The 20,962-nt window shown below is 50.0% G+C and carries 23 protein-coding genes and 1 other RNA gene; 18 read left to right on the plus strand and 6 right to left on the minus strand.

What is annotated here, in order from left to right:
• Nucleotides 1-97: 97 nt before the first annotated feature.
• From GCE9029_RS19830 to GCE9029_RS19840, 3 genes are read right to left on the minus strand one after another with little or no spacing between them, the layout of a single operon-like run.
• Nucleotides 98-1,309, minus strand: a complete 1,212-nt coding sequence (locus tag GCE9029_RS19830; protein ID WP_062666235.1) for an FAD-dependent 2-octaprenylphenol hydroxylase — start codon at nt 1,307-1,309, stop codon at nt 98-100.
• A complete protein-coding gene (ubiH, locus tag GCE9029_RS19835) occupies nt 1,309-2,511 on the minus strand; it encodes a 2-octaprenyl-6-methoxyphenyl hydroxylase (protein WP_062666237.1) in 1,203 nt (400 codons plus the stop codon). The genes GCE9029_RS19830 and ubiH overlap by 1 nt, the downstream gene beginning before the upstream one ends.
• A 27-nt stretch (nt 2,512-2,538) precedes the next feature.
• Nucleotides 2,539-3,108, minus strand: a complete 570-nt coding sequence (locus GCE9029_RS19840; protein WP_002537567.1) for a YecA/YgfB family protein — start codon at nt 3,106-3,108, stop codon at nt 2,539-2,541.
• 272 nt (nt 3,109-3,380) lie between these two features.
• On the opposite strand from GCE9029_RS19840, the gene zapA reads away from it, so the two are divergent.
• The 5 genes from zapA to serA all read left to right on the plus strand — a co-directional run bounded on the left by zapA (nt 3,381) and on the right by serA (nt 6,795).
• Nucleotides 3,381-3,692: a cell division protein ZapA gene (gene zapA / locus GCE9029_RS19845; protein WP_062666239.1), complete on the plus strand. Its 312-nt coding sequence runs from the start codon at nt 3,381-3,383 to the stop codon at nt 3,690-3,692.
• Between the two features lie 15 nt (nt 3,693-3,707).
• Nucleotides 3,708-3,890: non-coding RNA, 6S RNA (ssrS, locus tag GCE9029_RS19850), on the plus strand.
• A gap of 29 nt (nt 3,891-3,919) precedes the next feature.
• Nucleotides 3,920-4,522: a 5-formyltetrahydrofolate cyclo-ligase gene (locus GCE9029_RS19855; protein ID WP_062666242.1), complete on the plus strand. Its 603-nt coding sequence runs from the start codon at nt 3,920-3,922 to the stop codon at nt 4,520-4,522.
• Nucleotides 4,523-4,638: 116 nt separating this feature from the next.
• Nucleotides 4,639-5,292 carry a ribose-5-phosphate isomerase RpiA gene (gene rpiA, locus GCE9029_RS19860; protein ID WP_002537571.1) on the plus strand — a complete coding sequence of 218 codons (654 nt, stop codon included), beginning with the start codon at nt 4,639-4,641 and terminating at the stop codon, nt 5,290-5,292.
• A 273-nt stretch (nt 5,293-5,565) separates the two neighbouring features.
• Nucleotides 5,566-6,795, plus strand: a complete 1,230-nt coding sequence (gene serA, locus GCE9029_RS19865; protein WP_002537572.1) for a phosphoglycerate dehydrogenase — start codon at nt 5,566-5,568, stop codon at nt 6,793-6,795.
• Between the two features lie 98 nt (nt 6,796-6,893).
• On the opposite strand, the gene GCE9029_RS19870 is transcribed toward serA, so the two are convergent.
• Both GCE9029_RS19870 and GCE9029_RS19875 read right to left on the minus strand, forming a co-directional pair.
• Nucleotides 6,894-7,592 (minus strand): oxidative stress defense protein, encoded by a 699-nt coding sequence (locus tag GCE9029_RS19870; RefSeq protein ID WP_062666244.1) that lies wholly within the window; start codon nt 7,590-7,592, stop codon nt 6,894-6,896.
• 63 nt (nt 7,593-7,655) lie between these two features.
• The gene (locus GCE9029_RS19875; RefSeq protein WP_062666247.1) at nt 7,656-8,573 is read right to left on the minus strand and encodes a LysR family transcriptional regulator ArgP; all 918 of its coding nucleotides are present in this window, start codon (nt 8,571-8,573) and stop codon (nt 7,656-7,658) included.
• Between the two features lie 110 nt (nt 8,574-8,683).
• Between GCE9029_RS19875 and GCE9029_RS19880 the strand changes: the two genes are divergently transcribed.
• From GCE9029_RS19880 to rpoS, 10 genes are all read left to right on the plus strand, one after another.
• A complete protein-coding gene (locus GCE9029_RS19880; protein ID WP_062666248.1) occupies nt 8,684-9,319 on the plus strand; it encodes a LysE/ArgO family amino acid transporter in 636 nt (211 codons plus the stop codon).
• Complete coding sequence (locus tag GCE9029_RS19885; protein WP_062666250.1) at nt 9,320-9,811, plus strand: YbaK/EbsC family protein; 492 nt, start codon at nt 9,320-9,322, stop codon at nt 9,809-9,811. It abuts the gene before it with no gap.
• A 199-nt stretch (nt 9,812-10,010) separates the two neighbouring features.
• Complete coding sequence (gene ftsB, locus GCE9029_RS19890) at nt 10,011-10,283, plus strand: cell division protein FtsB (RefSeq protein ID WP_062666253.1); 273 nt, start codon at nt 10,011-10,013, stop codon at nt 10,281-10,283.
• Nucleotides 10,284-10,310: 27 nt separating this feature from the next.
• Entirely contained in the window at nt 10,311-11,045 is a 735-nt protein-coding gene (ispD, locus tag GCE9029_RS19895) for a 2-C-methyl-D-erythritol 4-phosphate cytidylyltransferase (RefSeq protein WP_062666255.1), read from the plus strand.
• 16 nt (nt 11,046-11,061) lie between these two features.
• Nucleotides 11,062-11,547: a 2-C-methyl-D-erythritol 2,4-cyclodiphosphate synthase gene (gene ispF / locus GCE9029_RS19900; protein ID WP_062666257.1), complete on the plus strand. Its 486-nt coding sequence runs from the start codon at nt 11,062-11,064 to the stop codon at nt 11,545-11,547.
• Nucleotides 11,540-12,598 carry a tRNA pseudouridine(13) synthase TruD gene (truD, locus tag GCE9029_RS19905; protein ID WP_062666259.1) on the plus strand — a complete coding sequence of 353 codons (1,059 nt, stop codon included), beginning with the start codon at nt 11,540-11,542 and terminating at the stop codon, nt 12,596-12,598. Before ispF ends, truD begins: the two co-directional genes overlap by 8 nt.
• Nucleotides 12,579-13,325 (plus strand): 5'/3'-nucleotidase SurE, encoded by a 747-nt coding sequence (gene surE, locus GCE9029_RS19910; RefSeq protein ID WP_062666261.1) that lies wholly within the window; start codon nt 12,579-12,581, stop codon nt 13,323-13,325. Before truD ends, surE begins: the two co-directional genes overlap by 20 nt.
• 15 nt (nt 13,326-13,340) lie before the next feature.
• Nucleotides 13,341-13,961: a protein-L-isoaspartate(D-aspartate) O-methyltransferase gene (locus GCE9029_RS19915; protein WP_062666263.1), complete on the plus strand. Its 621-nt coding sequence runs from the start codon at nt 13,341-13,343 to the stop codon at nt 13,959-13,961.
• A 10-nt stretch (nt 13,962-13,971) separates the two neighbouring features.
• Nucleotides 13,972-14,934 (plus strand): murein hydrolase activator NlpD, encoded by a 963-nt coding sequence (gene nlpD / locus GCE9029_RS19920; protein ID WP_062666265.1) that lies wholly within the window; start codon nt 13,972-13,974, stop codon nt 14,932-14,934.
• 54 nt (nt 14,935-14,988) lie between these two features.
• Nucleotides 14,989-15,966 (plus strand): RNA polymerase sigma factor RpoS, encoded by a 978-nt coding sequence (gene rpoS / locus GCE9029_RS19925; protein ID WP_062666267.1) that lies wholly within the window; start codon nt 14,989-14,991, stop codon nt 15,964-15,966.
• An 87-nt stretch (nt 15,967-16,053) separates the two neighbouring features.
• On the opposite strand, the gene mutS is transcribed toward rpoS, so the two are convergent.
• Nucleotides 16,054-18,594, minus strand: a complete 2,541-nt coding sequence (gene mutS, locus GCE9029_RS19930; protein WP_438356877.1) for a DNA mismatch repair protein MutS — start codon at nt 18,592-18,594, stop codon at nt 16,054-16,056.
• A gap of 148 nt (nt 18,595-18,742) precedes the next feature.
• On the opposite strand from mutS, the gene pncC reads away from it, so the two are divergent.
• The 3 genes from pncC (at nt 18,743) to GCE9029_RS19945 (ending at nt 20,846) form a co-directional block, all read left to right on the plus strand.
• Nucleotides 18,743-19,240, plus strand: coding sequence for a nicotinamide-nucleotide amidase (pncC, locus tag GCE9029_RS19935; RefSeq protein WP_062666270.1), 498 nt, complete (start codon nt 18,743-18,745; stop codon nt 19,238-19,240).
• A gap of 113 nt (nt 19,241-19,353) precedes the next feature.
• Complete coding sequence (recA, locus tag GCE9029_RS19940; protein ID WP_062666272.1) at nt 19,354-20,397, plus strand: recombinase RecA; 1,044 nt, start codon at nt 19,354-19,356, stop codon at nt 20,395-20,397.
• Nucleotides 20,398-20,414: 17 nt separating this feature from the next.
• The gene (locus tag GCE9029_RS19945; protein ID WP_438356876.1) at nt 20,415-20,846 is read left to right on the plus strand and encodes a regulatory protein RecX; all 432 of its coding nucleotides are present in this window, start codon (nt 20,415-20,417) and stop codon (nt 20,844-20,846) included.
• Nucleotides 20,847-20,962: the final 116 nt, after the last annotated feature.

Genomic DNA, 20,962 nt, shown 5'->3' on the forward strand with positions numbered 1-20,962 from the left:
GTGCCTAGGAAGAGCAGGATCGGGGAAATGAAAATGCTCAGTGCCGCTTTGTTGTTTCACAATGGCATGAATTCTATTTCTAGGACCTTAAATAAACTTACTTCTTCGCCAATTTCGGCAAATCACCGATTAAACCTAAAGCTCGTTTAATAAATTGCGTTTTGATACCCGGGAGTGTGGCGGCTGCCATTAGGCCAATACCACGAATGAGTTTCTTGGCCGGGTTTTCACCCGCAAACAAATCGCGGAACCCTTGCATTGCCGCAATCATTTGCGCGGCTTCAGCTTTACGCCAGCGTTCGAAAGCGCGGAGGTTGGTTTTCTCACCAATATCTTTGCCTTCATCACTTAAGCGGATGAGCTCTTGTGCCAGCGTCGCGGCATCCAAGAGGCCCAGGTTTACGCCTTGACCCGCCAGCGGATGAATCGTGTGTGCTGCATCGCCAATCAGAGCAACGCGCTCGACCACGAAATCTCTCGCGTAGCGCATCTTCAAAGGGAAGGCTGCACGTTCACCTTCAACCGAGCAAAGGCCGAGGCGAAGATCGAAAGCAGCGCTCAAGGCTTTGTTGAACTCGTCTTCAGGCATGGAGCAACGTGCATCGGCATTTTCCGGTGATTGCGACCAAACGATCGAGCTTAGGTTTGAATCAGACAGCGGCAGGAAAGCCAGCGGACCATCCGGGGTGAAAATCTGACGTGCGACACCATCATGAGGCTCTTCGGTACGAATATTGGCGACCAGCGCGCTATGTCCGTAATCCCAGTGGGTTAATGGGATGGATAGCTGGTTGCGTACCCAGGAGTTAGCACCGTCAGCACCGACCACGAGTTTTGCGGTAATGGCGCTGCCCGATTCAAGGGTTAGCCAGGCTTCTGTCTCACCAAACATCACGTTGGCGCAGCGTTCAGGACAGAATAGGGTGACATTCTGTTGCTGCTTTACGCGCTCAAGCAGTGCCAGCTGAATAACTCGGTTTTCAACGATGTAACCAAGGTTGGGTTGACCCAAATCCATCGCATCAAAATCAATCGCGGCGAAGCTGTCTTGTTCCCATACCGACATTTTTTGATATGGACTTGAGCGGCGGGATTGAATGCCTTCCCACGCGCCTACGTTTTTCAGAATACGCTCACTGGCGCGGCTCAGCGCAGAAACGCGAAGGTCGGGCAGGGGAGTGAGTTCTGGCTCCGGCATTTTGCCTTCGATGATCGCGATGCGAAGATCGCTGTCTGCCAGTGCAGCAGCGAGTGTCAGGCCAACCATGCCACCGCCGATAATGGCGATGTCTACATTTGTCATTTTCATTATCGTTCTACCAAGCCCATTGCACGTTGCAGCAATGGTGCTTTCAATTCGCTAAAGACCGACATCGCTGCCAGCCCCAGGTTTCGTCCCAGAATCAGTGGTGCTGTGGTGTTGGAGAAGCCGTGAACCAAACCTGATGTCATGGCGACTGTGGTATCGCGGTCAGGTTCGCGTCGTGCGAGGTATGATTGAAGCACAGGCATTTGACCGCAATCTTTGCCATCAGCGTGCGCTTTGGCGATTTCTTCAGCCAGCGATACCACATCGCGAAGGCCAAGGTTAAAACCTTGGCCGGCAATGGGGTGAAGCGTTTGTGCCGCATTCCCGACTACCGCAAAGCGGTGACTGATAAGACGGGTCGCCTGACGCAGAATCAACGGATAGCTGCCACGCTGACCAACATGCAGTAGTCTTCCCAAGCGCCACCCGAAAGCCTGTTGCAGTGCTTGTGCAAACTCGTCGTCTGACATGGAAAGCATAGCGGGCGCTTCGTGAGGTTTGACGCACCATACCAGCGAGCTTCTGCCTTCAGACATTGGCAATAAGGCGACAGGGCCGGTTTCGGTAAAACGTTCGAATGCGCGGCCTTGATGAGCGAGTTCTGTGGTGACATTCGCTATCAGCGCAACCTGTTCAAAGTTATGCTCATGGCGCTCAATCCCCACCATATCGCAGCAGGAAGATAGCGCGCCGTCTGCAGCAACGACCAGTTTTGCAGTTAGCGCTTTTCCATCATTGAGCGTCAGAGTGACGCTGTCGATTTCGCGCTTGATATCAGTGACAAAGGCCGGGCAAAACAGCGAGATGTTTTTGGCTTTCCCCAGTGCTTGGTGAAAAACGCGCCCGGCGTCGGCAAGCTCAATCACATTGCCGAGGTAATCCAGACCTTCTTCACGGGCATTCATCTCGGTCAGACCGAAATGGCCGCGGTCGGAGACATGGATTTTGCTGATCGGAGTGGCAAATGGCGATAAGGTTTTCCAGACGCCGATGTTATCGAGCAACTTGCAGCTACCATAGGAAAGGGCAATGCTTCGGGCATCATAGCCAGGGTGGCTGTTGTCCGGAATGGCGGCTTCCACCACTGCCACGGACAAGCCTGCCTGCGTCAGTTGCTCAATGGCCAATGCCAAAGTGGCACCTGCCATTGCGCCACCGGCAATGACGACATCAAAATTTTGTGTTGATGGCTCAGCATCCATTCTGCGTCAGTCTCCGACAGTGCTCTGTTAGTGCAGGGTTGGTTTTTCTTCGGTCTGCGGCTTGATGCCAAGCTCGGCATGAAGCGTCATTGCGCAAACGCGGACGTGCTCGATGACTTGTTCGAAAAGCAATGCCTGCTCTTCCATATCATCGTCCTCGTCAATACCAAGCTGGGCAATTTCCGTCAGGTCTGCCAGCACTTCTTTCGAGTCGTCAGACAGTTTGCCAGCAGTGATACCAACTAAACCAATACCTGCGATAAAAGCACTTACCCACTCAGACAGCGCATCACCGCGATCAAGTAAAGATTCACTTTCATCCGGCAGCAGCACTTCGAAATCCATCTGACCACCGGTGAGCTGTTGGCTCGCCAGGCCAACGCTGGTTGCGGCCAGTGTTTTTGATTCATGTGGCCAGCCTGCACCATCATTCGTGTAGTCATAAAGCATCGGCATCCAGTTACCCAGCTCAGGGTCTAGTCCACCGCACAACATTCCCGCCAGAAGGCCATGCATTTCTGCTGGCGTTACGGCCAGAGAGTCAGCACGAAGCGTGGAAACCATGTTGCTGTATTCAGGTAAAGTTACTTGGGTCACGGGGTCACCTTGGGTACCGAAATTGTCTTGTCCGTATACTACCAGTTAGTCCTAAGTCACTGAACCTCTCTTCACGATAGAAGAAAGCAAAAGCGAGAATTAGGTTCACGATAGCTCTGATTTTCATCACATTGACGACTTTTCGTCTGCTTAGTCCGTCGAGAGACAATACGCGATAGGATAGACTTGAAGTTTAATCTGCCATTTTCTATAGTTTGCGCCCGTGACGTCAGGGTGCGGCACCGCGCTTTGAAGGGAGCTCAGAAAAGAATATGACTACGCAAGCTGTTGAAATTCAGATCCTTGGCAAAATAATGCGTGTTAACTGTCCGGCAGGTCAGGAACAAGCGCTGAAAGAAGCGGCAGACGACTTTGATCAACGGTTGCACGAATTGTCTGAGCGCACTAAAGTAACGAATACAGAGCAACTGCTCACGATCGCGGCCCTGAATATCTGCTACGAATTGCGTGCAGAAAGACAGCAAAATACCGACGATAAGAATGATATGGAACAGCGCATTGTGCTGTTGCAGCAAACGATTGAAGATGCGTTGTTAAAACACAGCGCGTCGAAGGAAGCATAAGCCTTCCGAACCAGTTTGACCCTGGAGTGTGCGTCAGCGGATCCGCGTCCCTGAGCCGATAAGCACATCTAAGGGTGGGATGTTACATGCTTTTGAGCAAGCTCGGCTTGTACCGAGAAGCCTACGGTATGTTCTTCTCATCCGCCTTGAACCGCAGGGTTCAAGGGCAAAAGATCCCAACGGCACTCCGGGGCCAATCCCCATTAGCTTTGCGGCAAGGACAGCCGATGCAAGCAAACACTTCTTCTCTTCGCAATGAACTGCGAAAAACGACCCGAGCCAAAAGACAATCCCTGACCGATGACGAGCAGCGTCATGCAGCGACAGATCTTCTTTCCCATTTTCAGCAAGCTGACAGCATCCTTAACGCCCAGCGAATTGCGCTTTATTTGTCAGTAGATGGTGAGCTGGATACCCAACCTCTGATTGAGCATTGTTGGCGAGAGGGGAAAGATGTTTATTTGCCAGTGATTCATCCTTTCAGCAAAGGGCATTTGTTGTTCCTGCACTATCACCACAAGTCCACCTTGGTGCCAAACCGCTACGGTATTCTGGAGCCGAAACTTAGCGTGCTTGATGTTTTGCCTGCTTACCAGCTTGATGTGATTTGTACACCGCTTGTGGCGTTTGATAAAAGCGGGCAGCGCCTGGGTATGGGCGGCGGATATTATGATCGCACATTGGCTCCTTGGTATGAATCAGGACGGGGAGCAAAACCCATTGGTATCGCTCATGATTGCCAGCAGGTTGATGACCTTCCTGTTGAAGCGTGGGACGTGCCTTTGCCAGAGATTTTGACGCCATCCAAGCACTGGAAGTGGGCGATCTAACCTGATCTGAATCGATCCCGAATAACGGGATCTGCGTTTATAAAAATCTGCCCGCTCCAAAATCAGATCTGTATAATCGGCGTCGCGAATTACCTCTATTTACCCAGGAGATCCTCATGACTCAGGATGAAATGAAAAAAGCGGCTGGTTGGGCTGCGTTGGAATACGTGACCAAGGGCAGCATTGTTGGTGTTGGCACTGGCTCCACCGTTAATCACTTCATCGATGCCCTCGAAACCATGAAAGAGCAAATCAAAGGTGCAGTGTCGAGTTCAGTTGCATCAACAGAGCGTCTGGAGAAGATTGGCATTCCGGTCTTTGATGCGAATGAAGTGGCGAGTCTGGACATTTATGTTGATGGTGCGGATGAGATCAACCCAAACAACGAAATGATCAAAGGCGGTGGTGCTGCGCTGACGCGTGAAAAAATCGTGGCTGCGATCTCCGAGAAATTTATCTGCATCATCGATGACAGCAAGAAAGTTGATGTGATGGGTCAATTCCCTCTGCCAGTAGAAGTGATCCCAATGGCACGTTCTTACGTGGCGCGTGAACTGGTTAAACTGGGCGGCGATCCTTGCTACCGCGAAGGTTGTATCACCGATAACGGCAATGTGATTCTGGACGTGCACAACCTGCAAATCACCAATGCCAAAGAACTGGAAGACAAGATCAACGCGATTGCGGGCGTAGTGACTGTTGGTCTGTTTGCAAACCGTGGCGCAGATGTAGTGCTGGAAGGTACTGCAAACGGTGTAGTAAAAAGCTAAAAACAGTTAAGCGTTAATGGGTTAACACTTCAGTTTTTTTGAAGCAAAAGCCAAACGTTTGCGTATAAGTAACTCAATAAGTTAGCGGTGCCTTCATGGCGCCGTTTTTTTTCGCACTTATTACGTAATATTCTTACCCATGCAAATAAATTTTTGTTACCTTAGTCACTAATTGTACAAGGCCGACATAATCCTATCAAAAAGCGGCCTTTGACGTCTGGAAGACGGAAACCGAATTTAACGACAGGTTTTTTTTTAAGGATGAGAACTGCAATGGCTAAAGTGTCGCTTGAAAAAGACAAAATAAAGATCCTTCTCCTTGAAGGTGTTCACCCAACTGCACTGGAAGTTCTTCAGGGTGCAGGTTACAGCAATATTGAATATCACAAAGGCTCTCTAGCCGGTGAAGAGCTTGAAGCGGCAATTGCTGACGCGCATTTCGTGGGCATTCGTTCCCGTACCCAACTGACTGAGAAAGTGTTTGCGAAAGCGCAAAAACTGGTTGCAGTGGGTTGTTTCTGTATTGGTACCAACCAGGTTGACCTGACTGCGGCAGCGAAGCGCGGTATCCCAGTATTTAATGCACCGTTCTCAAACACCCGCAGTGTTGCTGAGCTGGTTCTTGGCGAGATTCTTCTTCTGCTCCGTGGCATTCCAGCGAAGAACGCTATGGCTCACCGCGGTGAGTGGATGAAGTCAGCGGACCGCTCGTTCGAAGCGCGTGGCAAAAACCTGGGTATCATTGGTTACGGTCACATCGGTACCCAACTGGGTATTCTGGCTGAAAACCTGGGTATGCGTGTTTTCTTCTACGACATTGAAAACAAGCTTTCACTGGGTAATGCGACGCAAGTGGCGTCAATGTCAGAGCTTCTGAACAAGAGTGACGTGATCACCCTTCACGTGCCGGAAACCGACTCAACCCAAGACATGATGGGTAGCGAAGAGTTTGCGCGCATGAAGCCGGGCGCGATCTTCATCAACGCCGCACGCGGTACAGTGGTTGATATCGATGCGCTGTGTGGCGCACTGGAAAGCGGTCACATTGGCGGTGCGGCAGTAGACGTATTCCCAACGGAGCCGAAAACCAACAGCGACCCATTCACTTCTCCGCTGCAAGCGTTTGATAACGTTATCCTGACGCCACACATTGGTGGTTCAACTCAGGAAGCACAGGAAAATATCGGTATCGAAGTGGCTGGTAAGATGGTGAAGTACTCAGACAATGGTTCAACCCTGTCTTCAGTAAACTTCCCAGAAGTATCGTTGCCAGAGCATACTGGTACGTCACGTCTGCTGCACATTCACCAGAACAAGCCAGGTATCCTGACCAAAATCAATACCATCTTCGCAGAAGAAAGTATCAACATTGCGGGTCAGTACCTACAAACCAATTCCGAGTACGGTTACGTTGTGATCGACGTCGAAACCGAGCACTCTGAAAAAGCATTGGAGAAACTCAAAGCGATCGAAGGTACCCTTCGCGCTCGTATACTCCACTGATTGACGATTTGTTCCCCCTAACAAATGTCTATCCCAGAAAGGAAAATGGCCGCATTAGCGGCCATTTTTCTTTTCAACACGTTTAATAAATCTGCGATTTATTCGCCCAGTGCGTAAACCACTTCCACCTGATCACGAATAGTGATTTCAGCATCGTTATAGCTTGCAGCAACATTCGACGCTTCTGCCATACGCATCATGGTTGGGCGAACCGGTGTTGATGTCATGTAGCGGATTTCCCAAACGCCCGCAAGACTCTCGCCGAAGCCTTTTGCTAAAGATTCCGCTTTAGCTTTTGCATCGGCAATGGCTGCCATTCGTGCTTGTTCTTTCAGTTCTGCTTCCTTACTGGAGGAGAAACTGATGCCATTTACCCGGTTCAGCCCATCAGCCAGCGCGCCATCCAAAACGCGGTTAAGTCGGGACAGATCGCTCACGGTTACCGTCACGTTTCGTGTGGCGCGGTAGCCGTTCAATTTTGGCTCGCTGTTTTTCGGATAACTGTACTGAGGCTGAAGGTTAAGATTGGCGCTTTCGATATCTTTACGCGCAATCCCCATTTTCTCCAATCGTTCCAAAAGCGTAGCCACCGCGTCATCGGACGCCTTTTTGGCGGCTTGGGCAGACGTGCGGGTAAGTGAGACGGCAACGTCCACGGTAGCGGTGTCCGGCTGGTCGACAACTTCACCAACTCCGATGGTTTCCAGATGCGGGAAATCCGGTGTAGCGGCTGAAACAAACGGTGAAGACAGCGCAATGGCTGCACCAACTAACGAAGCAATAAGGTGTTTTTTCATGGTCTGGGTTCCATGTTGTTTTTTGAAGTTATATGGCTATGACTCCGGCAAGGCGGAAATAATTCACACCGTGCGGGATATTTTTCCTTCACCGAAAGTCTTTCGCGCATAATTTAAGCAGGCTGATGACATCTCCGCCAATACGCCACTTTCCGTCGCGAAATGGTGCCAGTATAGGTGGCGGATCACACCATCGCCTGGACAAAGATCGATAAGCTCACCGGATGCCAGTTCTGACTCAATTTGCAGGCGGGGTATCAGGCAGTAAGCCACACCTAGTTTGGCCATTTTGACGAAAGCCTCAGACGAGCGAACCATATGGCTACGCCAGCCGGGAGTGGGCAATTGAAAGCGTTCAGACACAAACTGAGTGTGCATGTCATCGAAGCGGTCGAAAACTACAGCAGGTGCGCGACTCACCGCTTCTGCGTTCAAGCCATCTGGAAAGTAGGTGGCTTTGAAGGCTGGAGTGCAAACGCAAAGGTACTCCATCACCCCTAAAGGTTCTGCTACGCAGCCTTTCAGTGGCGTGACTTCATTGCTAATGGCAACAACGGCTTCGCCTGATCTAAGGCGATTCAGCGTGCGGCTCTCATCATCGACGATCAAGTTGATTTCCAGTGTCTGCGCTTTCATTAACGGGGAAAGGGCAGGCAGCAGCCAGGTCGCCAGGCTGTCAGCATTGGTGGCGATAGGCACAGTAACAGGACCTGCCAACCCTTCGGGTGTCATCTCTGGCAGCATTTCCTTTTCAAGCAGTTGAACACGTCTGTGAAGGCCGAGCAGCTTTTTACCAATAGCAGTGGGTTGCGGAGGCGTTTCGCGAATCAATACGGGTTGTGCGACCAAGGTTTCCAGCTGTTTGATTCGCTGGGAAACGGCAGATTGGGTGATGAAAAGCGCTTCTGCTGCTTTATCAAATCCGCCGTTGGCGATGACCGCATCTAGTGCTTCCAGCCAGCGATAATCCAATCCCTTCATCTTCACTCCATTAGAGTTTCTTATCTGTAATTAAAATTATTAGTTTTACTTACATTTGTCACGCCACTAATTTGTGCCTCAGCAGTTTTGAGGAGTATGGAGACGAAGTGATGAGTAGCAGTGTTTTACTACAAGGGTTTGGTTTAGGGCTCAGTATGATCATTCCGATCGGCGCGCAGAATGCGTTTGTTCTCAACCAAGGGATTCGGCGCCATCATCATGTAGCGACGGCGACACTTTGCTTTCTCTGTGATTTTGCTTTAATTGCCCTCGGCGTTTTTGGAGGTGGTGCAATGCTTTCCAGTAATGAAACCTTGCTGAGTGTCGTGACGCTGGGAGGTATAGCTTTTCTGCTTACCTACGCTTATCAATCGCTTAAACGTGCTTGGGTTGGCGAAGAGGAAAGTACTGAATCTGAGAGCGCAAAAACGGGCAAAGGACTCATGGCAGTGTTGATTGGTGCTGCGGCAGTGACTTTGCTAAACCCTCACGTGTATTTAGACACCGTTGTGGTACTGGGCTCAATTGGCGGTCAGTTTGAACCTGCGCAGCGAACCGCCTTTGCAGTTGGCACTATGCTGGCATCTATGGTCTGGTTTTATGGTATTGCATTGGGCGCTGCGAAAATGTCGCCAGTGCTTTCCAAGCCTAATGTGCGGAAAACCATTGATATTCTGGTTGCTGGCATGATGATTTATGTGGCATTTCTTTTGATGCAAAAATGGATGATGGGCCTGGAGGGATAAATGGCGCAGATGTTGGATGAAATTCTGCAAAAGAATATCAGTTTGATGACGCAGTGTGGGGTGAGCTATCAAGAGTGGCAACATGAACCCATCGTCGATTTTGCCACCGATGACATTGTAGGCAAGCGTCTGGGTTGGACAGCAACACCCACTAAAAGCTTATTCCTCAACTTTAAGAAGGGCGGTCATGCGCTTTTGCTGACGCATCGTGATGCGAGATTGGATAGTAAGAAAATCAAAGCGCTAGTGGGCCAAAGACCTTCCATTGCCTCAGATGAAGAGATGATAGAAAGTCTTGGCTGTGTACCCGGGGCGGTTTGCCCGTTTGGTATGCCAGATCATATCCCACTGATCGTCGACAGCGTGTTGTTTGAATTTGAATCTTTGATGTACACACCGGGTCCACCGGAATATACCTTTGCGTTTGCAGCGAAAGACCTTGTTAGCTTGCTGGATACGCTTCCAAATCCGGTTTATCACCTCAACGCCTGAACATTCCCTTGTCACTTATTTACGAAAACCCCGCAATTCACCGTTCTGTTGCTGCCATTGCTGGTGTGACAGGGGTGAATGTGGGATTATTACCGCTATTCTTTATGTAAGTGCCCACTGAGCCTAGACTTTGTGGGTAATATTCTGCTTCTGGCTCGAATGCCAAATTGATTTCGTTGAGTGTGGGGAGGAAAATTCAATGCGAATGCTGACAGTCTTGCTGTTCGTATTGTTTGGATGGCTCCAGTATCACCTTTGGTGGGGCAAAAACGGGGTAGATGATTACCTTGCAGTGACAGCCGTTGCTGATTCTGTTGCTCAAGCCAACGACAAACTCCACCAACGCAATCAGCAAATGTACGCAGAGATTGCAGATCTCAAACGTGGGCAAGAAGCGATTGAAGAGCGTGCCCGCAATGAATTGGGCATGATCAAACCGGGAGAAACCTTCTTCCGGATTGTCAGCGATTAGCCCTCTCGCCTTTTAAAGTAGAGAAACATGAATACCCCGGCCAGTGAAGAAACCTTAAGCTCGCCGCAATCTGTCGCGCCTGAAGTGGTTGCGATTGTCCCTGCGGCAGGAGTAGGAAAGCGTATGCGCGCGGACCTGCCGAAACAATACCTCACCATAGAAGACAAAACGCTGCTAGAACACACGGTGCATTACTTGCTGGAGCACCCAAGCATCAACAAGGTTGTGATTGCGATTGGTGAGGAGGATGGATATTTCCATTCCACTTCGCTTGGCAGTGATAAGCGTATTGTGGTGACAACCGGTGGCAAAGAGCGTGCTGATTCTGTTTTGGCTGGCCTTCGCGTCACGAATGCTGAATGGGTCATGGTGCATGATGCTGCCCGGCCTTGTGTCAGACATGAGGACATCGATGTACTGATTGCTGAGGCGATTAGTCACACCCATGGCGCTATTCTAGCCTGTCCGGTGCGAGACACAATGAAGCGCGGCACAGGCGACAACAAGATTGAAACCACAGTGTGCCGTGAGCAACTCTGGCATGCCTTAACGCCACAAATGTTTAAGCGTGAGCAGTTACTGAATGCGTTAGAAACCGCATTGGATAAATCGCTGGCAGTGACTGATGAAGCATCCGCAATAGAGCTTGCGGGTGGCGCCCCTAAGCTGGTTTCAGGACATGCAGACAATATCAAGGTGACGCAGCCCGAAGATCTCGCGCTCGCCGCCTTTTTCCTGGCGCAACGTAATAGCGGCCAGTGATACACGAGGAAGAGACATGATTCGTATTGGACACGGTTTTGACGTACACAAATTTGGTGGTGAAGGCCCGGTTATCATAGGTGGCGTGAAGGTGCCTTATGAACAAGGATTGGTCGCGCACTCTGATGGTGATGTAGCGCTGCACGCATTATGTGATGCTCTCTTGGGCGCAATTGCTGCTGGTGATATTGGCCGTCATTTCCCTGATACCGATGCTGAGTGGGAAGGGGCTGACAGCCGTTTTCTTCTACGCGATGTTTACGCCAAAGTTAAAGCAAAAGGCTATGTGATTGGTAACCTGGATGTCACCATCATGGCGCAAGCGCCGAAAATGGCACCGCATATCGATGCCATGTGCGCGGTGATTGCACAAGATTTGGAAACGGATGTCAGCAACGTGAATGTGAAAGCGACAACTACCGAACGACTGGGGTTTACCGGCCGCAAAGAAGGCATTGCCTGTGAGGCTGTGGTGATCATCCGTAAGGATTCCAATGACTGATGTAATGAACGCTCTGGCTTACCTGCATGGTCAGCCAGCAGCAACTGGCCGCTTAAAGGCCAAAGCAGAAGATTTCTTCGTTAGCGAAACACTGGATTTTACGCCTGCCGGACACGGAGAGCATTTTCTGGTACGTATCCGCAAGATTGGCGAGAACACTAAATACGTGGCCAATGAACTGGCTAAAGCGTGTGGTGTTAAATCCCGTGATGTGAGCTGGGCTGGTCTCAAGGATCGCCACGCAGTGACAGAACAATGGTTCAGTGTGCACCTCCCAGGGCAACCCGATCCGGATTTGACTGAATTTGTGACTACACATGAAGGTGTTGACGGCATTTTGGATACCGCCCGTCACGACAAAAAACTGCGCCCGGGTGACCTGATTGGTAACCGCTTTAAGTTGGTGATCACAGAATTTGAAGGTGATGACGCAATTGAAGCGCGCCTTGCCGACATTCGCGACCAAGGTGTACCAAACTACTTTGGCAGCCAACGATTTGGTCGTAATGGCAACAACGTGTCATCGGCGCGCGATTGGGGTCAGGATAAATTCCGAGTACGTGATAAGAGCAAACGCAGCTTTTACCTGTCTGCGGCTCGATCATTCCTGTTCAACCAAGTGTTGTCTGCGCGGATCGAAAAGCAACTTTGCCATACGCCAATGTTGGGCGACTTACTGATCGACGACAAAGAGCAGGTCCAGCTGGTAGAAGACATTGCCTCTGCAGAAGCACAGTTGCGAAAACACGAATGGCATATCTCTGGCCCAATGACGGGTGATAATGCACTGCCTACTCAAGGTGAGGCACAGCAGTTTGAACAGAAAATCGTAGATACTGAGCCACATCTTCTGGCAGTGATTCGCGCTAACCGTATGCGTCATGAGCGTCGTCCTTTGCTGCTCTACCCTCAAGAGATGAGCTGGCAACGTGAAGATGACACATTAACGATTGAGTTCTCTTTACCTGCAGGATGCTTTGCAACAGCGGTGATGCGAGAAGTCATGGAAGACAAATCAGAGGGAGAATCAGATGCACATTTTGATCAGTAATGATGATGGCGTGTTTGCTGACGGCATCAATGTACTGGCAGAAGTGCTGTCTGATATCGCGACAGTGACCGTTGTCGCCCCGGATAGAAACCGCTCCGGCGCTTCTAACTCCCTGACCCTCGAAAACCCGCTTCGTCTGCGTGAAGTGGGTGACAGCCGTTATGCTGTTCAGGGTACACCGACAGACAGTGTGCATGTCGCGCTGAATGCATTGGTGAAAGATAAAGTGGATTTTGTCATTACAGGGATCAATCACGGAGCTAATCTCGGTGATGATGTACTGTATTCAGGTACGGTCGCCGCTGCGACAGAAGGTTTTTTCATGGGTGTGCCTGCGATAGCGGTCTCCCTTTGTGGTAACACGCATTTCCATACTGCCGCTCAGGTGGTAAAAAAAGTGGTGCTCAATGATAAAGAGACACCACTGCCGCGTAACCGTTTGTTAAACATCAATGTCCCTGATGTTCCGATGGAAGATATTCAGGGGTGGCAGGTGACAAGGCTGGGTGCACGCCACCGTGCTGAAGACATGATTGAAGACAGAGATCCCCGTGGACAGGCGATTTATTGGATTGGCCCTCCGGGCACCAAGCAAGATGCTGGACCAGGCACTGACTTCTATGCCATTGAAAATAATTGTGTCTCTTTGACACCACTTCAGGTCGATCTGACAGCACATGACACGATCGACACTCTGAATCTTTGGGTTACAAACGCAACGAAATAATAAAGGGTGACATTAGTGAATTACTCGCATTCACTTATTCAACTACTTCGCGAACAGGGAATATTAGATCAACGTGTGCTGGAAGCCATTGGACGCTTACCCAGACACCTTTTTGTTTCTGAAGCAATGGCTCATCAGGCTTATGACAATAATGCATTGCCTATTGGCCACGGGCAGACTATTTCTCAGCCCTATATCGTTGCAAAAATGACAGAACTTCTCGGTCTTAAACATGATAGTCGTGTGCTGGAAGTAGGAACAGGATCTGGCTTTCAGACGTGTGTGCTAGCGCAACTGGTTGAGCATGTTTATTCCGTGGAGCGAATTAAGCAGCTGCAAATGGTCGCGAAGCGCCGTTTTAAACAGTTTGAGCTGTATAACATCTCTACAAAACATGGAGATGGCTGGCAAGGTTGGGCAAGTAAAGGCCCTTTTGATGCCATTATCGTCACTGCGGCTGCGGCAAACATGCCACAGGCGCTGATGGAACAACTTGCTGACGGCGGATCCTTGATTGTGCCTGTCGGCGAGAGCGATCAAACGCTGTATCATGTCACGCGTCGTGGTGACGAATTTGAAACAAAAGCCATTGAAGCGGTTCGATTTGTTCCACTTGTAGCTGGTGATTTGGCATAGGTAACTTTGGGTGACAGTGGTTTCAATTCAGTTGAAAATTTTAGTATTTCTCTCTGTGTTGGGATTATTGTCTGCATGCTCAGTAACAAGCCCTGCACCTGTCTCTAGTGTCGGTCCTGATTATGGAGAGATTGAGCGCGGCAGTTACCGCGGCAGCTATTATGAGGTGCAGAAAGGCGACACTCTGTACTATATCGCGTACATCACAGACCGCGATGTTAACGACATTATCTCTGCCAATAACCTTAATGCTCCTTACACGATTTTTCCTGGTCAAAAGCTGAACTTGTGGCGGGAGAAATATGTTCCTCCAGCCTATGGGAAGAAAGACTCTGGTGCTGGTACTGCCGTGGTTGTTGCTTCTACTGCAGGGGCTGCAACCACACCAGCTGTTGTCGCGACCAAACCACCCGCTGTTTCAGGATCATCTGCTAAATCCAAGCAAGATAATCAAAAAATCGCTTCGCAAAATAAGTCGGGATCATCTTCTCAAAATAAGAAAAATGTTGAACAGCAAAAAGTGAAGGAGTACAGTCAATCTGTAACAAAAAATAAACCATCTGTTGATAAACCCGTTAAAAAGCCTTCAGGTACGCCTGTGAAAATTAGTTGGCAATGGCCTTCTAAGGGGCGGGTCATCTCCGGATTCTCAAGTTCAGAGCTTGGAAATAAAGGGATAGACATCGCTGGCAATCGCGGGCAAAGCATTAATGCTTCTGCAGATGGAAAAGTGGTTTACGCGGGCAACGCGCTTAGAGGTTACGGTAATTTAATCATTATTAAACACAACGATGATTATCTTAGTGCCTACGCGCACAACGACCGCATCTTTGTTTCGGAACGTCAGAGCGTCAAAAAGGGGCAAAAAATAGCTTCAATGGGCAGCTCTGGTACAAACAGTGTCCGGTTGCACTTCGAGATTCGCTATAAAGGGAAATCGGTGAACCCGTTAAGGTATTTGCCGAAACGGTAATCCGAGACAGATCTTGCTGTACTGTCTAGCTGCTACGCCAAATTGGGAGGCGCTATGAGTCAGAATAATACTGCAAAGAAAGTCGACGACATGATTGTTGAAGATGTTGACATGGAACAACTCGAAATCGAGTCGGAAGACGAAGTCGTTGAAGAGGCAGAAGAGTCCGTAACATTTGCGGCATCCTCTAAGGCTCTCGATGCAACACAACTCTATCTTAGCGAGATAGGTTACTCTCCTCTGTTAACAGCAGAAGAGGAAGTGCTTTATGCACGCCGCGCCCTGCGCGGTGACGAAGCAGCCCGCAAACGTATGATCGAAAGTAACCTCCGTCTGGTGGTTAAGATCTCCCGCCGTTACTCTAATCGTGGCCTTGCGCTTCTTGATCTGGTTGAAGAAGGTAACCTCGGTCTGATCCGTGCGGTTGAGAAATTCGATCCTGAACGTGGCTTCCGCTTTTCTACCTACGCAACGTGGTGGATTCGCCAAACCATTGAGCGTGCCATCATGAACCAGACGCGTACTATCCGTCTGCCTATTCATGTGGTTAAAGAGCTTAATGTTTATCTGCGTACCGCCCGCGAGCTGGCACAAAAGCTGGATCATGAGCCAACAGCAGAAGACATCGCCCTGCAACTCGACAAGCCAGTTGAAGATGTGAACCGCATGCTTCGCCTGAATGAGCGCATCAGTTCGGTAGATAACCCGATTGGTGGTGATTCAGAGAAAGCGTTGCTGGATATCATCCCGGACGAGAAAGAAGGCGGTCCAGAGAATACTACGCAAGACGATGACATGAAAAAGTCTATCGTTCACTGGCTTCAGGAATTGAACCCTAAGCAGCGTGAAGTTCTGGCACGTCGTTTCGGTCTACTGGGTCACGAAGCATCGACGTTGGAAGATGTGGGTCGTGAAATTGGCCTTACACGTGAACGTGTTCGCCAAATCCAAGTTGAAGGCTTGCGCCGCTTGCGTGACATGCTGACGCATCAGGGACTGAGCATCGAGTCTCTTTTCAACACTGAGCACTGATAGCACCTTTTTATCACCACTTTGTGTGCTCAATAAAAAAGCCCCTTTCGGGGCTTTTCTGTTTTTCATGTCTGATGTGCTGATAAATTAAAGCAGCGCTTTCAGTCGGTACAACGCATCAAGTGCTTGTCTTGGCGTCAGGTTATCCGGCTCGACATCGGCCAGTGCTTTTTCCACCTCACTAAGCTCTGGCAGCAAAGAAAGCTGTGCTGCCGCGCTGCTGGTTGGTGTAGTTTGTTCACCTGTCACCACTTCGTGTCCGCTCGCTTCCAACTGACGCAGTTTTTTCTTTGCTCGCTGAATCACGGTTTTGGGTACTCCAGCTAACCCAGCCACAGCAAGGCCATACGATTTACTGGCAGCGCCTTCCTGAACCGCGTGCATAAAGGCGATTTCATCCCCATGCTCTACGGCGTCCAAATGCACATTCACCAGTCCTGGTACTTGTCCTGACAGTTCCGTCAACTCAAAGTAGTGGGTCGCAAACAGTGTCATCGCTTTGAGCTTCTCTGCGAGCCATTCTGCACTTGCCCATGCCAGTGAGAGGCCATCATAAGTGCTGGTGCCGCGGCCAATCTCATCCATCAATACCAGGCTGTTTTCGGTGGCGTTATGAAGAATGTTTGCTGTCTCTGTCATTTCGACCATGAAGGTTGAGCGGCCAGAAGCCAGATCATCGGATGCGCCGATACGGGTGAAAATACGATCCACGGGACCCAACATGACGGATTCTGCCGGTACATACGAGCCGATATGTGCCATCAGGGTGATCAACGCAGTTTGACGCATGTAGGTCGATTTACCACCCATATTAGGGCCAGTGATGATCAACATACGGCGACCTGGATTGAGTGAGGTTGGATTCGCAATAAATGGGGCGTCCATCACTTGCTCAACCACTGGGTGACGACCCCCAGTGATATCAATGCCACGTTGCTCAGTCAGCGTTGGGCGGCAGTAATCCAGTGACTCAGCACGCTCAGCCAGATTAGCCAGTACATCGAGTGTTGAAAGCGCTTCAGCGGCACGTTGCAGTTTCTCAAGATGTGGGAGCAGTTGGTCGAACAGCTCTTCCCAGAGTTTCTTCTCAAGTGCTAATGCTTTTGATTTGGAGTTGAGTACCTTGTCTTCATGCTCTTTGAGCTCAGGGATAATGTAACGCTCGGCGTTTTTCAGTGTTTGGCGGCGCACGTAGTAAGGTGGTACCAAGTGACTTTGACCACGGCTGACCTGAATGTAAAAACCATGAACCTGATTGAAGCCAACCTTCAACGTATCAATGTCATGACGGTCACGCTCGCGGGCTTCCAGCTCCTCAAGGTAGCGGGTGGCACCGTCAGCCAAATCGCGCCATTCATCAAGCTCAGCATTATAGCCGGGGGCAATAACACCACCATCACGGATAACCACTGGTGGCGCTTCTACCACTGCGCGTTCGAGCAGCTCAGCAAGCTCCGGCATTGGGGCGCTGGCTTGTTTCAGCGGTGCAATGGCTTCATCCTGCACTTCACCAAGCAAGCTTTCAATTTCCGGCAATTGTTGCAATGCGCCGCGGAGTCTTGCCATATCACGAGGGCGTGCAGAGCGAATCGCCAGTCGTCCAAGAATACGCTCCATGTCGCCAATAGGTCGAAGTGAGCTGGCTAAATCTACGTATAACCCAGTGTCTTTCAGTACAGTGATGGCATCCAGGCGACGGTTCACAATCTTGAAGTCACGCATTGGCTGATGGAGCCAGCGTTTCAGAAGACGACTGCCCATCGGCGTAGTGGTTCTGTCGAGCACAGACGCGACAGTATTCTCCAAACCGCCTGAAAGGTTTTGGGTGAGTTCCAGGTTGCGGCGTGTGGCGGCATCCAGAATCACAGATTGATCTTTGTTTTCTTTCACCAAGGCGCGAATGTGGGGAAGGGCGGTGCGCTGTGTGTCTTTGACGTACTGCATCAAGCAGCCTGCAGCTGCCAGTCCAAGCGAGCACTCTTCAACACCAAAACCGACAAGATCCCGGGTGCCGAATTGCTGGTTCAACTGCTGCCTAGCCGTCTCGAGATCAAATTCCCAAATAGGACGACGGCGACTACCCTTGCACATATCGGTCAGCGAAGAGAATGCGAAATCTTCCGGATACAACAACTCTGCAGGTCGCGTGCGCTGCAATTCTGCCTGCATTTCTTCTTCTGTTGTTGGTTCACTCAGGAGGAAACGGCCTGAGGTGATATCCAGTGTGGCGTAACCAAATCGGTCGCCGTTGGCGAAAATCGCGGCAAGCAGGTTATCGACACGCTCATTTAATAGCGCCTCATCCGAGACCGTACCAGGTGTCACAATACGGACAACCTGACGCTCAACAGGCCCCTTGCTGGTGGCTGGATCGCCGATTTGTTCACAAATCGCTACGGATTCTCCGAGCTGAACCAGACGGGCGAGGTATCCTTCTACAGAATGGTACGGAACGCCTGCCATCGGAATCGGTTCACCGGCTGAGGCGCCACGTTTGGTCAGAGAGATATCAAGTAACTGGGATGCACGTTTGGCATCGTCATAGAACAGCTCGTAGAAATCACCCATTCGGTAGAAAAGAAGTTCTTCGGGATGCTGCGCTTTGATTTTTAGAAATTGCTGCATCATCGGCGTGTGATTTGCTGTCGCTTGTACTGTCACTATCTGGCCTGCAAAATTACAAAGATAAGAGAAGGCAACAGGATACGTGAATCGCGATGAATGGGTAAAGTATCGATCTCGCGATGAAGTAAAAACAAAGCCGTAAGAGGACATCATGGAGCAACTCGTTAAGCTGGCAACACAGATAGGTGAAAGACTGAAAACGTCGAACCAGACAATAACCACAGCAGAATCTTGCACGGGTGGCGGGATCTCTTACGTACTTACCGAGGTAGCGGGAAGCTCTGCTTGGTTTGAGCGCGCCTTTGTCACCTATAGCAATGACGCTAAGCGTGAAATGGTTGGCGTGGCAACGGACACGTTGGTGGAAAATGGCGCAGTGAGCGAAGAGGTCGTTGCGGAAATGGCGGCAGGGGCACTAAAAGTAGCCAATGCTGATTTCGCTTTAGCAGTCAGCGGTATTGCTGGCCCTACTGGTGGTAGTGAAGAAAAACCAGTAGGCATGGTGTGTTTTGGCTGGGCAACCCGCAAAGGTACTGTTACGGAAACTTGTTTGTTCGATGGTGACAGGCATGAAATCCGTCGAAACACCATTGCACACAGTCTGTGTCGCTTACTCTCTTATTTAGAAAGCGAAAAACCGGAGCAGTAACACGAAAAGCGAAGAAAAATTTTATACAGGGCTAGACACTGTATAAATGGACAGTATACTTAGCATCAATTAAACAGTTATCTGAGCGATTATTGCTTCCGTTGGAGAATCAAATGGACGACAACAAACAGAAGGCGTTAGCCGCAGCCCTGGGACAGATCGAAAAACAATTCGGTAAAGGTTCGATCATGCGTCTGGGTGATGACCGCACGATGGACATTGAAACCGTTTCTACCGGCTCTCTGTCTCTGGATATCGCGCTGGGTGCGGGCGGTCTGCCATACGGCCGTATTGTTGAAATCTATGGTCCTGAGTCTTCAGGTAAAACCACTCTGACACTGCAAGTTATCGCGGAAGCACAAAAGCAAGGCAAAACCTGTGCGTTCATCGATGCGGAGCACGCACTTGACCCTGTATATGCTCGCAAACTGCACGTTGACATCGACAATCTGCTTGTATCTCAGCCAGACACGGGTGAGCAGGCGCTGGAAATTGCTGACGCACTGACGCGTTCAGGTGCAGTTGACGTTATCATTATTGACTCCGTTGCAGCACTGACGCCGAAAGCAGAAATTGAAGGTGAGATGGGTGACTCTCACATGGGTCTGCAGGCACGTATGCTTTCTCAGGCGATGCGTAAACTGACGGCGAACATCAAAAACAGCAACACTCTGATGATTTTCATCAACCAAATCCGTATGAAGATTGGTGTGATGTTCGGTAACCCAGAAACCACTACCGGTGGTAATGCACTGAAATTCTATGCTTCTGTTCGTCTTGATATCCGTCGTATCGGCTCTATCAAAGAAGGCGATGAAGTGGTGGGTAACGATACCCGCGTGAAAGTCGTGAAAAACAAGATTGCAGCACCGTTTAAACAAGCTGAATTCCAAATTATGTACGGCGAAGGCATCAACCTTTACGGTGAGCTGATTGACCTGGGCGTGAAACACAAGCTGGTTGAGAAGGCAGGCGCATGGTACAGCTACAACGGCGATAAAATCGGCCAGGGTAAAGCAAACGCATGTCGATTCCTGAAAGAGAATCCAGAAATCGCGAAAGAATTGGATAAGACTCTGCGTGATATGCTGCTTCAAACTGGTCAGCCACAATCAGAGAACAACGACGCTGAGTTGCCTGAAGAGGAAGCGTTCTGAGTTTAACTGCAAAAGAATTGGCGGTGGGCATGCTGTCCCGCCGCGACCATTCAGAACTGGAGCTGCGTCAGAAACTGGCGCAGCGACAGTTCCCTCCTGAAGAAATCGATACCGCAATAGAACATTGTCTTTTCCACCATTGGCTGGATGACAAACGTTTTGCCGAAATGCTGCTTCGCCATGGGGCCTCGAAAGGTCATGGTTGGCAACGTATCTGCTTTGATGCTAAACGAAAGGGCATCAGCACGTCATTGCTGGAAATTGCACAGGAAAACCAACAACATGATTGGTTCGAGCTGGCAAAAGATCTGGCTAAACGCCGTTTCGGTAATTACGACGGCACTTTACCGACGGTAGATTTCAAGCAACGCGCAAAATGGACCCGTTACCTTCAAAGTCGTGGTTTTAGCTTTGACCAAATCAGTTACGCCCTCTCGAAAGACGACTAAAACCCAGCGATTGCAGGCATAGTCTGCGATCTATCTTGTTTATGCCTCTTTTCGCAATTGGTCAGGTTGTTTACAATGTCGGCCAATTGACTCTGATCACGTCGCCTGTTACGCGA

The sequence above is a fragment of the Grimontia celer genome (assembly GCF_900055185.1).
Classification (GTDB): domain Bacteria; phylum Pseudomonadota; class Gammaproteobacteria; order Enterobacterales; family Vibrionaceae; genus Enterovibrio; species Enterovibrio celer.

Bases quoted from the DNA above. Each gene is read 5' to 3' on its own strand.
- GCE9029_RS19830 (WP_062666235.1), bottom strand. From the start codon at position 1,309: ATGAAAATGACAAATGTAGACATCGCCATTATCGGCGGTGGCATGGTT.
- ubiH (WP_062666237.1), bottom strand. From the start codon at position 2,511: ATGGATGCTGAGCCATCAACACAAAATTTTGATGTCGTCATTGCCGGT.
- zapA (WP_062666239.1), top strand. From the start codon at position 3,381: ATGACTACGCAAGCTGTTGAAATTCAGATCCTTGGCAAAATAATGCGT.
- GCE9029_RS19855 (WP_062666242.1), top strand. From the start codon at position 3,920: ATGCAAGCAAACACTTCTTCTCTTCGCAATGAACTGCGAAAAACGACC.
- rpiA (WP_002537571.1), top strand. From the start codon at position 4,639: ATGACTCAGGATGAAATGAAAAAAGCGGCTGGTTGGGCTGCGTTGGAA.
- serA (WP_002537572.1), top strand. From the start codon at position 5,566: ATGGCTAAAGTGTCGCTTGAAAAAGACAAAATAAAGATCCTTCTCCTT.
- GCE9029_RS19870 (WP_062666244.1), bottom strand. From the start codon at position 7,592: ATGAAAAAACACCTTATTGCTTCGTTAGTTGGTGCAGCCATTGCGCTG.
- GCE9029_RS19875 (WP_062666247.1), bottom strand. From the start codon at position 8,573: ATGAAGGGATTGGATTATCGCTGGCTGGAAGCACTAGATGCGGTCATC.
- GCE9029_RS19880 (WP_062666248.1), top strand. From the start codon at position 8,684: ATGAGTAGCAGTGTTTTACTACAAGGGTTTGGTTTAGGGCTCAGTATG.
- GCE9029_RS19885 (WP_062666250.1), top strand. From the start codon at position 9,320: ATGGCGCAGATGTTGGATGAAATTCTGCAAAAGAATATCAGTTTGATG.
- ftsB (WP_062666253.1), top strand. From the start codon at position 10,011: ATGCGAATGCTGACAGTCTTGCTGTTCGTATTGTTTGGATGGCTCCAG.
- ispD (WP_062666255.1), top strand. From the start codon at position 10,311: ATGAATACCCCGGCCAGTGAAGAAACCTTAAGCTCGCCGCAATCTGTC.
- ispF (WP_062666257.1), top strand. From the start codon at position 11,062: ATGATTCGTATTGGACACGGTTTTGACGTACACAAATTTGGTGGTGAA.
- truD (WP_062666259.1), top strand. From the start codon at position 11,540: ATGACTGATGTAATGAACGCTCTGGCTTACCTGCATGGTCAGCCAGCA.
- surE (WP_062666261.1), top strand. From the start codon at position 12,579: ATGCACATTTTGATCAGTAATGATGATGGCGTGTTTGCTGACGGCATC.
- rpoS (WP_062666267.1), top strand. From the start codon at position 14,989: ATGAGTCAGAATAATACTGCAAAGAAAGTCGACGACATGATTGTTGAA.
- mutS (WP_438356877.1), bottom strand. From the start codon at position 18,594: ATGATGCAGCAATTTCTAAAAATCAAAGCGCAGCATCCCGAAGAACTT.
- pncC (WP_062666270.1), top strand. From the start codon at position 18,743: ATGGAGCAACTCGTTAAGCTGGCAACACAGATAGGTGAAAGACTGAAA.
- recA (WP_062666272.1), top strand. From the start codon at position 19,354: ATGGACGACAACAAACAGAAGGCGTTAGCCGCAGCCCTGGGACAGATC.